The sequence below is a fragment of the Flexistipes sp. genome, assembly GCF_036172515.1.
Lineage (GTDB): Bacteria > Chrysiogenota > Deferribacteres > Deferribacterales > Flexistipitaceae > Flexistipes.
On record NZ_JAXKVW010000002.1, the window covers coordinates 253941 to 267173 of the forward strand.

Consider the following 13233-nt stretch of genomic DNA (forward strand, 5'->3'; position numbering starts at 1 on the left):
ATTATATAAGGAATACAAAATGAGCTATACCTGTACCTTTACCTCTACCTTAGCAATATATGGATTAATAAATCACAAAAAAGGAAAAAATAAATGAAACAAACAACGAATCACGAATCACAAATTACGAATCACAAAGTAGCAATTATCGGTCTCGGCTACGTCGGTCTTCCATTAGCTCATGCTTTTGCCGAAAAATATGAAGTAGTGGGTTTTGACATCAGCCAAAAAAGAATCGAAGAGCTTAATAACGCTGTAGATTCCACTCACGAGCTTACTTCAGACCAGCTAAAATCCGTCCTCCCAAAATTTAACTCATCACTCAAAACTCAAAACTCAAAACTCACACAGCCTAACTTCTTACATCTTACGTCTCACTCTGAAGATATTGCATCAGCAAATATCTTCATCGTAACCGTTCCTACCCCAATTGATAAATTTAAAATCCCCGATTTAACTCCTTTAATAAAGGCATCGGAAACTGTCGGCAAGGTATTAAAACCGAATGATATTGTAATATACGAATCTACAGTCTATCCCGGCTGTACCGAAGAAGACTGTGTACCCATACTCGAAAAAGCCTCCGGTCTCAAATACATCACCACAGACACCAATCACGAACCACGAATCACGGGTCACGGTACTAAAAATTACGCATCACGCATTACCCATCACGGTTTCTTTGTCGGCTATTCCCCCGAGCGCATCAACCCCGGAGATAAAAAGCACACTGTTAAAGACATTAAAAAAGTTGTTTCAGGAAGCACCCCTGAAATTACAGATTTTATAGACGAACTTTATGCAAGTATTATAACTGCAGGCACACATAAAGCAGCCAGTATAAAAGTTGCTGAAGCTGCTAAAGTGATTGAGAATACACAGCGGGATATAAACATCGCCTTTGTAAATGAACTTGCGATGATTTTCAATAAGCTTGGTATAAATACGAAGGATGTCCTGGAAGCCGCCGGAACGAAGTGGAATTTTCTCCCTTTTAAGCCCGGATTAGTCGGTGGACACTGTATAGGTGTAGACCCGTATTATCTGGCATATAAAGCTCAACATATAGGCCATCACCCGGAAATGATTTTGGCAGGCAGGCGTATTAACGATAATATGGGAATGTATGTTGCCAATAATGTGGTAAAATTGATGATTCAGAAAGGCATGAAGGTTAAAGGTGCCAATGTATTAGTGCTGGGGATTACATTTAAGGAGAACTGTCCGGATATTCGTAATTCAAGAGTAATTGACGTGGTAAGAGAGCTGGAGGATTTCGGCTGTAATGTTGATGTCACAGATCCCCACGCAGACCCCGATGAAGTCAAATCTGAATACAACATCAACCTTGTCAGTCATTCTGAACTTGTTTCAGAATCCGATGTTCCACATAGATCCCGAAATAAATTCGGGATGACTGACCACTCAACTGCTCAACCACTAAACGACTCAACGAATACCCCACCCAACCAATATACCAATACACCAATAACCAATTACGACTCCGTCGTTCTCGCCGTAGCTCATGATGAATTTAAACAGTTGAACTCAACACTTTCACATTCACACTCATTTTCACGTAACAATATGGTAATTTATGATATAAAATCGATATTTGAAGATAGTGATGGAAAATTGTGATAGAAAAAGATTTTTCAAAATCTAAATTGTTAAGAGCAGGTAATTTAGTTTGGTAAAATCTGTTTAAGGGTATATAATGCAAAGCGTTAAAGAATACGTGATCCGTGGTGCCTCTGGTATTTTTCTTATGAAAATTATTGGTATTTTTATAGGGTTGTTGAGCAGTATTGTTATTGCCAGAGCAATGGGACCGGAAAACTACGGTCTTTACTCCTTTGCTCTTGAAACGATGATGTTTGTAAGTATACCTATTTCAATGGGATTAGCCAATCTACTAACAAGAGAGGTAGCTAAGTATCATTATCAAAATAACTTTTCTTATCTGAAAGGAATAATTGCCTGGTCAGGCAAGTTTGTTTTTTTTACAGCATTGTTGTTAATTTTAATTGCTGCAATAGGTATATTTGTATTTATAGATGATCCAGTAAAAATGAATATATTCTTACTTGCACTTCCCATAATTTTTCTTAATAGCATTAATCAAGTGAGAATGGGTTCTTTAAGAGGTTTGAAGCGTGTAATACAAAGCCAGCTGCCCGAAACTCTGATAAGACCCTCTTTTACCGTCATTGTTATTAGCCTTTTATATTGGGGAATGAAATATCCGATTTCAGCAAAAATAGGTATCATTGTAAATCTTTTTTCATTAAGTATAGTTTTTATTGTTGGCTTATGGTGGCTATTGAAGGCAGTGCCAGAAAAATCTAAAATAACAGTTTCTGCATATGATTCTAAAAAATGGATTAGAGAATCCATGCCGTTTTTTTTGCTGGGTGGGATTGCTATAATAAATACAAAACTTAGTGTTGTAATTGTGGGAGTATTTAGACCTGTTGAAGAAGTAGGTTTCTATAGAATTGCAGTCACAGCTTCAACAATAATTTCTTTCCTGCTTATGGCTGTAAATATGACTATTGCGCCTTTAATCAGTGAATTATATTATGGGGGGAAAAAAGATCAGTTGCAAAGGATACTGACAAAAACTGTTAGATTTATTTTCACAATAGGATTAATGATAAGTATTGGATATTGGGTTTTAGGAAATTTTTTGATAAGCTTATTTTATGGTCATGAATACTTGCCGGCTTATTTACCATTGGTTATATTATCTTTGGGGCAGTTAATAAATATAGGAGCTGGTTCTGTGGGGATCGTCTTAAACATGACAGGTTATCAAAATGATACAGTAAAGGGACAGGTTATTGCTGCTATATCAAGTGTCGCATTAAACATTCTTCTTGTTCCCAAATATGGGCTAAATGGTGCAGCTGTGGCAACAGCAGGAAGTTTTTTGATTTGGAATATTGTATTACTATATTTTGTTAAGAAAAGGACGAAATTAAAAACAAGTGTGATTTAACTTTATTTAGGAGTTGATACTTTGAACGGAATTATGACTTTTTTAAGATCTTACAGAAAAGGTTTTTTCCCTTTTCCTTACAGAAAATATATGCATAAGAATAAATTAATTTTTATACACATACCAAGAACTGGAGGCACAAGTATTTTGAAACTTATGGCAGGGGAAAAAAGAGGAAGAGATCATTCTCCATGGTTCCAGTATAAAAATTCATGTCCTTGGGCTTTTAACCATTATTTCAAATTTGCAATTGTTAGAAACCCATGGGATAGATTTGTATCTGTCTATAAATATTTTAAAAATGGTGGCAATGGTGACGAATACGATTTATTTATTAAAGATTATTTGGAAAAATTTGAAGATTTTACTGACTTTGTTATAAATGGTTTGCCTGACTTATACTGTAGGAATATTTTACTTTTTATGCCTCAAACTTATTATATATGCGATTTAAAAAAACAAATAATGGTGGACGAAATTATTAGGTTTGAAAACTTGAACGAGGAAATAAAAAGAATTCAAGTTTTTAAAAATCAAAAGCTTCAAAAAATTAACAAAAGTGACGATAAAAATTATAAAGAGTTTTATAATGATGAAACAATTGAGATGATTAGAAAATGGTATTCTAATGATATAGATATTTTAGGTTACACATTTTAACTTGAATCGCTTCAGGTAAAATTATAAAACAGTTCTAAGTTTGAGAGAATAAGGAGCATGATTGAAAAATAAATTGAAAGTTGTAATTTTACCTACAGCTTATCCAAATATATATAGGGATCATTCGTCTATTTTTGTGCAGGATCAAGCAGAGGCGCTTGCGAAGTATGAAGATTTGCATGTAAATGTGATTGGTGCGTTACCTGTTTCGTTGAAACAGGTTTGGTCAAAAAAACTGTTTAAGTTCGGAATTTTTAAACATAATAAAAACAATGTTAATGTTAAGATTTTATTGTTTCCCGCAATTCCAAAATTAAGAAGATTTAATAATTTCTTAAGATGCTATTTAAACAAGAAATTGATAAAAAAGCACTTAGATTATAACAAAATTGATTTAATTCATGTTCATAATTCAGTAGCTGGAGAAGCTGCTGTTTGGGTTAAAAAAGCCTACAATATTCCTTTTATAGTAACAGAGCACTCTTCAGCTTTTGCCAGGAAAACTGTTAAAAAGAAAGAAATCAAATTATTTGAAAAAATATATAAAGAATCCTGTTATAATATCGCGGTAAGTGAAAAGTTTTGCAAATTGCTACATGAGACTTTTAATATAAAATTTGAATATGTCCCCAATGTGGTGGATACTGACTTTTTTATTCCAGCAAAAAAAAATAATGATAAACAAAGATTTCGATTTATTAATATAGCGAATTTAAATGAAAATAAGAATCAAAAAGCACTAATTAATGCTTTCATAAAAGCTTTTAAAGGTAATAAAAATGTTTTACTTTCAATTTTTGGGAATGGTCCGGAATATTTTAATTTGCAGAATGAAATATCGAACAATGGTACGCAGAGTCAAATAATTCTACATGGTTATGCTGATAGAGGCACTGTTAAGAGGGAGCTACAGCAATCTGATGCTTTTGTACTTTCTAGCAAATATGAAACTTTCGGAGTTGTATTGATAGAGTCCATGAGCTGCGGTTTGCCTGTAATTGCAACAAAATGTGGAGGACCTGAATCTATTATAACTGATGAAAAGTTAGGTATTTTAGTTGAAAATGGTAATATTGGTGAATTATCGAAAGCTATGCAAAAGGTATTCAATTCAAATTATGATAGCACTTATTTAAGAAAATATGCTGTAGAAAACTTTTCTGAAAAAGCTGTATCTGATAAGCTAATAAATATTTACAGGGAAATATGCAATGCAAATTAATATAACTCATCTCACATCGGTGCATCCGAGATATGACACCAGAATATTTTTAAAAGAATGCAGTTCTTTGGCAAAAATAGAAGATTACCATGTCAATTTGGTGGTTGCTGACGGTAAAGGTGATGAAGTAAAAAACGGTGTCAAAATACATGATGTAGGCTATTTGCCAGGCAGGTTAAATCGTATATTCAGAACGACCAAAAATGTTTATAAGAAAGCACTGGAACTTGACAGCGATATTTATCATTTGCACGATCCGGAACTTATTCCAGTGGGATTAAAACTTAAAAAAAGAGGGAAAAGAGTCATTTTTGATGTACATGAAAATATTGCCAAACAAACGATTGATAAGGATTATATGCCGAAGGCAATGAGAAATATAGTTTCCAAATTATACAGATATTACGAGAAAAAAACTTTAAATAAATTTGACTATATTGTACTAGCAGAAAATTCTTATGATAAAGATTATGGAAAGTTGTCAGACAATATAGAAATCATTTTAAACATGCCTCAAATTGAGCCTTTGGGAAAATTCGTAAATTTTAAAAGAGAAAAAGCTGAGCTTTTTTATATAGGTGGCATTAGCAAAAACAGAGGGATTGATGTCATTATTGAGGCTGTAAAAATTTTAAAAGAAAAATTTCCGGCTATTTTACTTCATTGTATTGGTCCATATGATAAAATTTTGTTAGAAAACCTGGAGATAAAAGATGTTCAGGATAATATTAATTTTTACGGGCGCTTACAATTATATGAAGGGCTAAATTATTCAATAAATGCCAAGGCGGGATTGAGTATTTTGAAACCGATAAAAAATTACACAGATTCATATTCTACTAAAGTTTTTGAATACATGGCAATTGGCTTGCCTGTCATAACATCAGATTTCGAAATATACAGAAAAATAATTCAAAAAAATAATTGTGGTATATGTGTAAATCCACTTGAGCCAAAAGAGATAGCAAAAGCCATAGAATATATTATCTCCCATCCAGATGAGGCTGAGCAGATGGGAAAAAACGGGAGAAAAGCGGTTGAAGAAAAATACAACTGGAGTATTGAAGAGAAAAAACTGTTGAAAGTTTATGAAGATACTATCAACAAAAAGTGTAAATTATGGTAGGGCTTTTTGGTAAAGATAGAAAGTTCAAAAATGTAGATTTGCAAAATTGACAAATGTTTACAGACTCAATCCAAAAAACGGGAGGGCTGCTATGAATAGTTTTCAGATAGAATGTATGGCAGTTTTGAGTATATAAATATGATACTAACACAGAATTATTTCCAGGGTCTAAAAACGCATAGAATCATAGTTCTTTTGATGGTTGCAACAATTCTTCTCCCGCCTCTTCGGATTTCAGGGATCCCAGATATTAGGTTTGACTTAATTATTATTATCTTGGCTTGGGGCATATATTTAGGGGATCATATTTCTTCTGAGCGTGTAATAGTGTTCCAGCATATACATATTATAAAATGGTTTGGCATTTTTGGATTAGTAATCTGTCTTTCGATTTTGTACGCATCTTTGATAAAAGGATATCCCTTAATCCTTAGGGATACATTTGAGCTTATTAAGTTGTTAAAGTATTTTCTGATCTTTTCTTTTGTAGCAAATTTAACAATATCTCACAGGGATTTTCAACTTTATTGCGAACTCGCAATTATCATTTTTTTAATGTCTGCATTTATAGGTTTTGCACAATTTTTCAATTTGTTTAATATGAATGCGTATATATCGCCTTATTATGCACCAACTCAGATGCAAGGTCTTTTATTGCATGGAAGAATTACAGGAACCACAGGTAACCCTAATGAGTTTGGAGCTTTAATGGTTTTTGCAGCATCCCTATCTTTGGCTTTAGCTTTATTTGCAGAAAATAGTATATCACGTCTCTTTTGTTGGTTTAGCATATCCGTTTTCTGTTTAGCTGTTTTTTTGACTCTTTCTAGATCAGCTATTATTATTTTGATAGTCTCATATTTTATTATTTTGTTAATGAAGTATCCATTAAAAAATAAAAATTTTATACGTCATTTAGGTAAACTATTGATTGTAATTATTTTTATTAGTATTATCATTAGCTTTTTGCTTAATTTCGTTCCGCAAAAGTTTTTCTTTAGAGTTAGTGAATTGGTGTCTCTATCTACTGCCAGTAGTTGGAAGGCTAGATTAATTATGTGGCAGGATACTCTTGCTATATGGCAGAATTCTGTGTTGTTTGGTTGGGGGCCAGCTAAAAAGGGTATGACAACTATAGTTGATAATGAATGGTTGTTACTTCTAAGAAGATATGGAATTGTTGGATTAACAGTTTTCTTACTATGGTTCTTAAATTTTTATCGGGATCTCTATGTAATAAAAAAACGCTTAAATAAGATTTGGCAAAGTTCAAGTACGATAGGTTTAATAGTGTGTTTGCAAAGTATGCTGATATCCTATGCTTTGTATATGATACCTGCTGCAGTTTACCATGACTTACAAACGTTTCCAATATTACTAATTTTTATAGGGCTTGTTTATTCGCAAGCGATAACAAGTAAAAAAACTTAATAATTTAAACAAAACTTTTTTAGATAATATTTAACTAATGAACAAATTTTAATTTTAGTGCAGGTGTATATAAAAATATTGTTGTTTAAGGAGGCAAAATGGCAAAAATAAATTTCGGCATAATAGGTTGCGGCAGGATTGGAAACCGTCATGCAGAGTATATATCACAGATAGCAAATTTGGAGGCTGTATGTGATATCGATTATGATTCTGCCAGAGCATTAGGGACAAAATACGGTGTACCTTATTATGAAGATATTGATGAAATGTTGTCTGAAGAAAACAATAAGATTGACGTTGTTTCCGTATGCACTCCGAACGGTTTGCATGCAGAGCACAGTATAAAAGCATTTAAAGCTGGCAAGCATGTTTTGTGTGAAAAGCCCATGGCTTTAACAGTAAAAGATTGTGAGAAAATGATCAAAGAGGCAGAGGATGCTAATAAAAGATTGTTCGTTGTTAAACAAAACAGATTTAATCCACCGGTAGAAGAATTAAAGCGAATTATTTATAACAATTTATTGGGTGAAATATATAGTATCCAATTGAACTGCTTTTGGAATAGAAATATGGATTATTACAAAAACTCAACATGGAAGGGAAATAAACTGCTAGATGGTGGAACATTATTTACTCAGTTTAGTCATTTTATTGATTTGCTTTATTGGCTTTTTGGAGATATTGTGGATATAAATGCTTATATGGGCAATTTTGCACACAAAGATATAATTGAATTTGAAGATACGGGTGTAGTTGCCTTAAAGTTTGATAATGGGGCATTGGGTACTATCAATTATACAGTTAATTCCTATAATAAAAACATGGAAGGTTCTCTAACTGTATTTGGCGAAAAGGGAACAATTAAAATCGGTGGACAATACTTAAACGTTGTTGAGTACCAAAATATTGAAGGTTATGAAATTAAAGACCTGAAAGAATCCAAACCAGCCAATAATTATGGATTTTACCAAGGATCTATGTCTAATCATGACAAGACTATAAAAAATGTTGTGGATGTTTTGAATAATAAAGGAGCAAATGCAGTTACTGGTCTTGAGGGCTTAAAAACTGTTCAAATAATTAATGAAATTTATAATTCAGCAATCTTGAATGGGGTTAAATCATGAGCAGCAAACCTTCGGTAATTTTAGAAAGCTCGATAAAAGATGTTAAATTCGGTAGTAATGTAAAAATTGTGAAACCTTGTAATCTTTATGGATGCAGTATCGGCAATAATGCCTTTATAGGTCCCTTTACTGAAATACAAAAGAATGCAAGTATAGGTAATAACTGTAAGGTGCAATCTCATTCTTTTATATGTGAGCTGGTTGAAATAGATGATGATTCAGTGATAGCTCATGGTGTAATGTTTATAAATGATACATATTCAATCGGCAAACCTGCAGAAGGTAACAAGAATTTATGGAAAAAAACGAAAGTTGGAAAAAATGTGTCTATCGGCTCAAACGCAACTATTCTTCCTGTCGTTATTTGTGATAATGTGGTTATCGGTGCCGGCAGCGTTGTAACAAAAGACATAAATGAACCGGGAATCTATGCTGGAAATCCAGCAAAAAAAATAAGAAGTATATAATAAAATGGTAAAGTTTTTAGATTTAAAAAGCCAATACGAAAGCATAAAAGATGAAATAGATGAAGCTATACAAAATGTTTTAAGTGAAACGGCTTTTGTAGGTGGTAAATATGTAAAGCAGTTTGAAGAAGAGTTTGCCCGATATCATCAAGCAGAATATTGCATAGGTGTAGGAAATGGTACAGATGCTCTTGAAATTGCCATAGAAGCACTTGATTTACCACAATATAGTGAAATAGTAGTACCTGCTAATAGCTTTATAGCTTCATCCGAAGCAGTAACACGATGTGGTCATAAAGTAGTTTTTTGTGATTGTAATAAGGATAACTATACTATTTCTATAAAAAGTCTTAAATCAAAAATCACACCAAATACAAAGGCTGTGCTAGCTGTGCATCTTTACGGTCATCCTTGCGATATGGATGAAATATTAAGAGTTGCAAAAGAGCATAATCTAAAAGTAATAGAAGATTGTGCCCAGGCTCACGGAGCAGAATATAAAGGTAAAAAAGTCGGAAGTTTTGGGGATGTTGGAACATTTAGTTTCTATCCGGGCAAAAACTTAGGTGCTTATGGGGATGCTGGTGCTATTGTAACAAACAATGGCGAATTAGCAAAAAAATGTAAAATGATTGCAAACCATGGAAGGATAGAAAAATATAACCATGAGTTTGAAGGAAGAAACTCAAGGTTAGACGGATTGCAAGCAGCGATTCTGTCTGTTAAGCTAAAGCATTTAGATAAATGGACAGAAGCTAGAATAAAAGTAGCTGACTATTATCTGGAACATCTGAAAGAAGTGGAAAATATCGTACTGCCAAAAAGAGAAAATTGGGCAAAACAGGTTTATCATTTATTTGTAATAAGAACCAACAAAAGAGATGAGCTTAGGCAGTTTCTCAAAGATAATGGTATTCAGTCAGGTATCCACTATCCTATAGCACTTCCAAGACTTAAGGCTTATGAATATACGGGGCAAGCTAGTGAAGATTTTTTTGCTAATAAAAGTGATGCTGAATTGTTGAGTTTGCCAATAGGGGAACATTTAACAGAAACGGAATTAAATAAAATAGTTGGAGTATTGATTAAATGGCGACAATAGCATATATTACACCATATTTTAAACCAACAAGTAATGCAGCTTCTATAAGAGCTTCTTCTTTTATAGATGAACTTATTAAAAAACATGATGTAACTATATTTACTGCCTTAAAAAATGAAAAATATAACACCATTAGTTGTTATAGTAAATTGCCTTCTAATAAAGATAAAAATATTATTAGGTTAATAAAAGAATTCATATTTAGTTTTGAATTATTTATAAGGATAATATGTTCAAAAACCAGGGAAGTTTATATCATAACTTCACCACCATTTTTCATAGCTATTTTTGCATTTTTTGCAGTCAAAATCAAAAGACCTGAAAAAATTATTCTCGATATTAGAGATATTTATCCTGAAGTTTTTTTTCAACATGGAATTATGAGAAGTGATTCATTAGTTGGAAAACTTTTAATGAAAGTCGAAAGGTTTATGTATAGCAATTCTAACTATGTCGTTACTGTTACTGAAGGACTTAAAAAATCTATAGAACCATATAATAGTAATGTAAAGATTGTTAGAAATGGATATGATGAAGAACTATTTAGACCGAATGCCGAAAAGTATGATGACTTCACATTTGTGTTTCATGGAACCATGGGAAAGTTTCAAAATATTGAATTATTAAGTGAGGTAATTAAATATTGTGACGAAAATCATAAAAATTTAAAATTTCTTGTCATTGGGCATGGTCCCAAAGATTATTTAATCAAAAATCTTAGATGTAAAAATTTTAAATACATTGAAAATGTTCAGTATAAAGAAATACCTAATTTAATCTCAAAAGCCCATTTAGGGCTTTCGTTTAGAACTGATGATAAAATAAGTAAAGAGTCATTCCCTGTCAAAATATTTGAATATATTGGAGTAGGATTACCTGTAGTAGTAACGCCAATTTCTGAAGCTGGGAATATTGTATATGAAAACCAATTTGGAATTCAGAATAATAACAATATTGAGGAGATAATTGATTCTATATTATTTATCAAAGAAAACTATGCAACTCTTGTTTCAAATATAGAAAAAAACAGATTATCTTTTACTAGAAAATCTCACTTTGAAATTTTAGACAAATTAATCTGATTTCTATGAGTAAGTTGAAAAAATTTAATTTTTAACACTATTTTAGTACAAAATTTTTAAAAAGATAAGTAATATTAACTTTTTAGCTACAAGTAATGGAGAAAGGAATATATGATTAAAGTTATTGGTGGTTCGGGGTTTATTGGCACAAGGCTGTGCAAAAGACTGCAAGAAGCTGAGAAAGAGTTTGCGATAGTTGATAAAGCAGTGAGCAAACGTTTTGGTGATGTATGTCGGGTAGCTGATGTGAGGGATAAAAAAGCTCTTGAGGATGTGCTGGAGAATAGAGATGCAATTATCAATTTGGCGGCCGAACACAGGGATGATGTGAGACCGAAATCTTTGTATGATGAAGTCAACGTTGATGGCGCTAAAAATGTATGTGATGTGGCGGAGGAAAAAGGGATTAACAAGATTATTTTTACAAGTTCTGTTGCTATATACGGTTTTGCTCCTCCGGGAACGGATGAATCCGGTGAAATAAATTATTTTAATGATTATGGCAGGACAAAGTGGGCAGCAGAAAAAATATACAAAGATTGGCAGGCAAAAGATCCTGAAAAAAGAACATTGGTAATTGTAAGACCGACTGTGGTTTTCGGTGAGCAAAATCGTGGCAACGTATATAATTTGCTTAAACAAATTGTTTCAGGAAAGTTTGTGATGATAGGAAATGGTAAAAATTTAAAGTCGATGGCTTATGTGGAAAATGTTGCAGCATTTCTGGAATATTCTATAGATGCTTTTAGACCCGGAGTTCACATTTTTAATTATATAGACAAGCCTGATTTTGATATGAATACTCTGGTAGGAACTGTAAATTCAAAGCTTGGAAAAAGCAGTGGCACAAAAATACGTTTGCCTTATGTGCTTGGTCTGGCAGCTGGATATGGTTTTGATCTGATTGCCCGAATCACGGGTAAAAATTTTCCGGTAAGCAGTATTCGTATAAAAAAATTCTGTGCTACTACTCAGTTTGATACTTCCATCAGTAAAAAAACAGACTTTACACCTCCTATTGCCCTGCATGAAGGTCTCGAACGTACTATCCAATATGAATTCCTCGAAGACAACACTTCAAACGACGAACTTTTTTATACTGAATAAACATCTATTTTACAGCCATCCTCACACTTCGTAAGTGTGTGTACATTCTCAAGGTAGCTAAACTTGTAACTGACTTATATAAAATAATAATATATAATTTACCATAAATCACACTTCGTAAGTGTGAGTAAAATTAGATTCGGCACCGGAAGAAAGTATTCTTATAAGAACTGCCCGAGACAGAAATCTTTATAAAACAAAATGGGTAACAGAAAAAATAAGAAATGTAGTAAACGAATGGAGGCTTGCTCGATCAACAGACGGTAGTGAAAAGCAGCCGAGGGTTGCGATAATGGGGCTGGCTTATAAGGCTAATGTGGATGATTTGAGTACCCTCCCTCACACTTCGTAAGTGTGAGGATAATATTTGACAAATATACTAAGTTTTCATATTATAACTAATTGTTACTAAATATATTTTATACCTATTGGCTAAGATCAACCAATCTCACACTTACGAAGTGTGAGATTGGCAGTGCAGCATAATTTACGAAGGGAAGGTGACAAGTAAATTATATATTATAAAGGAATTTAATGGGTTAGTTTAATTCTTTTGAAGATATCAAAGCGTGAAAAGTAGGTTTTAGGTCGTGGGTGATAATTATGGGAGGGAAGGCAGGTTGATATAGTTGAAATGCCAGTTGGAAGGGCTAAAGGACGAGGGAAAAGTAAATTATGCTACAGAGGTTGAGACAAAATTATGAACGATCTCTATTTTTTATTGCTATAACTTTTCCCCTTAAATCCGCCAACTCATTCTTGCAAATATCATAGACAATATCAGCATTGAGTATTCCGGGTCAAATTGAGCCACCTGTCCGGAGATTGAGAGCCACCAGTCCGGCAAAATAGAGCCAGCGTTCCGGTAAAGAGAGCCATTTTCTCACAAAATCCCTTAAAATGTATAA

11 protein-coding genes are annotated in these 13233 nt (G+C 33.0%); all 11 read left to right on the top strand.

All coding sequences use genetic code 11. The features are described from left to right. Positions 1-93 precede the first annotated feature (93 nt). The 11 genes from UMU13_RS02935 to UMU13_RS02985 all read left to right on the top strand — a co-directional run bounded on the left by UMU13_RS02935 (position 94) and on the right by UMU13_RS02985 (position 12325). On the top strand, positions 94-1641 hold the full coding sequence (locus UMU13_RS02935; RefSeq protein WP_328217074.1) for a nucleotide sugar dehydrogenase: 1548 nt from the start codon (positions 94-96) through the stop codon (positions 1639-1641). Positions 1642-1717: 76 nt separating this feature from the next. Then, a complete protein-coding gene (locus UMU13_RS02940) occupies positions 1718-3001 on the top strand; it encodes a flippase (RefSeq protein ID WP_328217075.1) in 1284 nt (427 codons plus the stop codon). A 21-nt stretch (positions 3002-3022) separates the two neighbouring features. Next, complete coding sequence (locus tag UMU13_RS02945; protein ID WP_328217076.1) at positions 3023-3661, top strand: sulfotransferase family 2 domain-containing protein; 639 nt, start codon at positions 3023-3025, stop codon at positions 3659-3661. A gap of 61 nt (positions 3662-3722) precedes the next feature. Further along, complete coding sequence (locus UMU13_RS02950; protein WP_328217077.1) at positions 3723-4883, top strand: glycosyltransferase; 1161 nt, start codon at positions 3723-3725, stop codon at positions 4881-4883. Beyond that, entirely contained in the window at positions 4873-6009 is a 1137-nt protein-coding gene (locus UMU13_RS02955) for a glycosyltransferase family 4 protein (protein ID WP_328217078.1), read from the top strand. The genes UMU13_RS02950 and UMU13_RS02955 overlap by 11 nt, the downstream gene beginning before the upstream one ends. A 198-nt stretch (positions 6010-6207) precedes the next feature. Then, a complete protein-coding gene (locus tag UMU13_RS02960) occupies positions 6208-7440 on the top strand; it encodes an O-antigen ligase family protein (protein WP_328217079.1) in 1233 nt (410 codons plus the stop codon). A gap of 98 nt (positions 7441-7538) precedes the next feature. Next, complete coding sequence (locus tag UMU13_RS02965) at positions 7539-8567, top strand: Gfo/Idh/MocA family protein (protein WP_328217080.1); 1029 nt, start codon at positions 7539-7541, stop codon at positions 8565-8567. Then, complete coding sequence (locus UMU13_RS02970) at positions 8564-9034, top strand: acyltransferase (protein WP_328217081.1); 471 nt, start codon at positions 8564-8566, stop codon at positions 9032-9034. Before UMU13_RS02965 ends, UMU13_RS02970 begins: the two co-directional genes overlap by 4 nt. Before the next feature lie 4 nt (positions 9035-9038). After that, positions 9039-10136 carry a DegT/DnrJ/EryC1/StrS family aminotransferase gene (locus UMU13_RS02975; protein WP_328217082.1) on the top strand — a complete coding sequence of 366 codons (1098 nt, stop codon included), beginning with the start codon at positions 9039-9041 and terminating at the stop codon, positions 10134-10136. Beyond that, positions 10124-11218, top strand: a complete 1095-nt coding sequence (locus UMU13_RS02980; RefSeq protein WP_328217083.1) for a glycosyltransferase family 4 protein — start codon at positions 10124-10126, stop codon at positions 11216-11218. The genes UMU13_RS02975 and UMU13_RS02980 overlap by 13 nt, the downstream gene beginning before the upstream one ends. Positions 11219-11329: 111 nt before the next feature. Next, positions 11330-12325, top strand: a complete 996-nt coding sequence (locus UMU13_RS02985) for an NAD-dependent epimerase/dehydratase family protein (protein ID WP_328217084.1) — start codon at positions 11330-11332, stop codon at positions 12323-12325. Positions 12326-13233: the final 908 nt, after the last annotated feature.

Bases quoted from the DNA above. Each gene is read 5' to 3' on its own strand.
- UMU13_RS02935 (WP_328217074.1), top strand. From the start codon at position 94: ATGAAACAAACAACGAATCACGAATCACAAATTACGAATCACAAAGTA.
- UMU13_RS02940 (WP_328217075.1), top strand. From the start codon at position 1,718: ATGCAAAGCGTTAAAGAATACGTGATCCGTGGTGCCTCTGGTATTTTT.
- UMU13_RS02955 (WP_328217078.1), top strand. From the start codon at position 4,873: ATGCAAATTAATATAACTCATCTCACATCGGTGCATCCGAGATATGAC.
- UMU13_RS02960 (WP_328217079.1), top strand. From the start codon at position 6,208: ATGGTTGCAACAATTCTTCTCCCGCCTCTTCGGATTTCAGGGATCCCA.
- UMU13_RS02965 (WP_328217080.1), top strand. From the start codon at position 7,539: ATGGCAAAAATAAATTTCGGCATAATAGGTTGCGGCAGGATTGGAAAC.
- UMU13_RS02970 (WP_328217081.1), top strand. From the start codon at position 8,564: ATGAGCAGCAAACCTTCGGTAATTTTAGAAAGCTCGATAAAAGATGTT.
- UMU13_RS02975 (WP_328217082.1), top strand. From the start codon at position 9,039: ATGGTAAAGTTTTTAGATTTAAAAAGCCAATACGAAAGCATAAAAGAT.
- UMU13_RS02980 (WP_328217083.1), top strand. From the start codon at position 10,124: ATGGCGACAATAGCATATATTACACCATATTTTAAACCAACAAGTAAT.
- UMU13_RS02985 (WP_328217084.1), top strand. From the start codon at position 11,330: ATGATTAAAGTTATTGGTGGTTCGGGGTTTATTGGCACAAGGCTGTGC.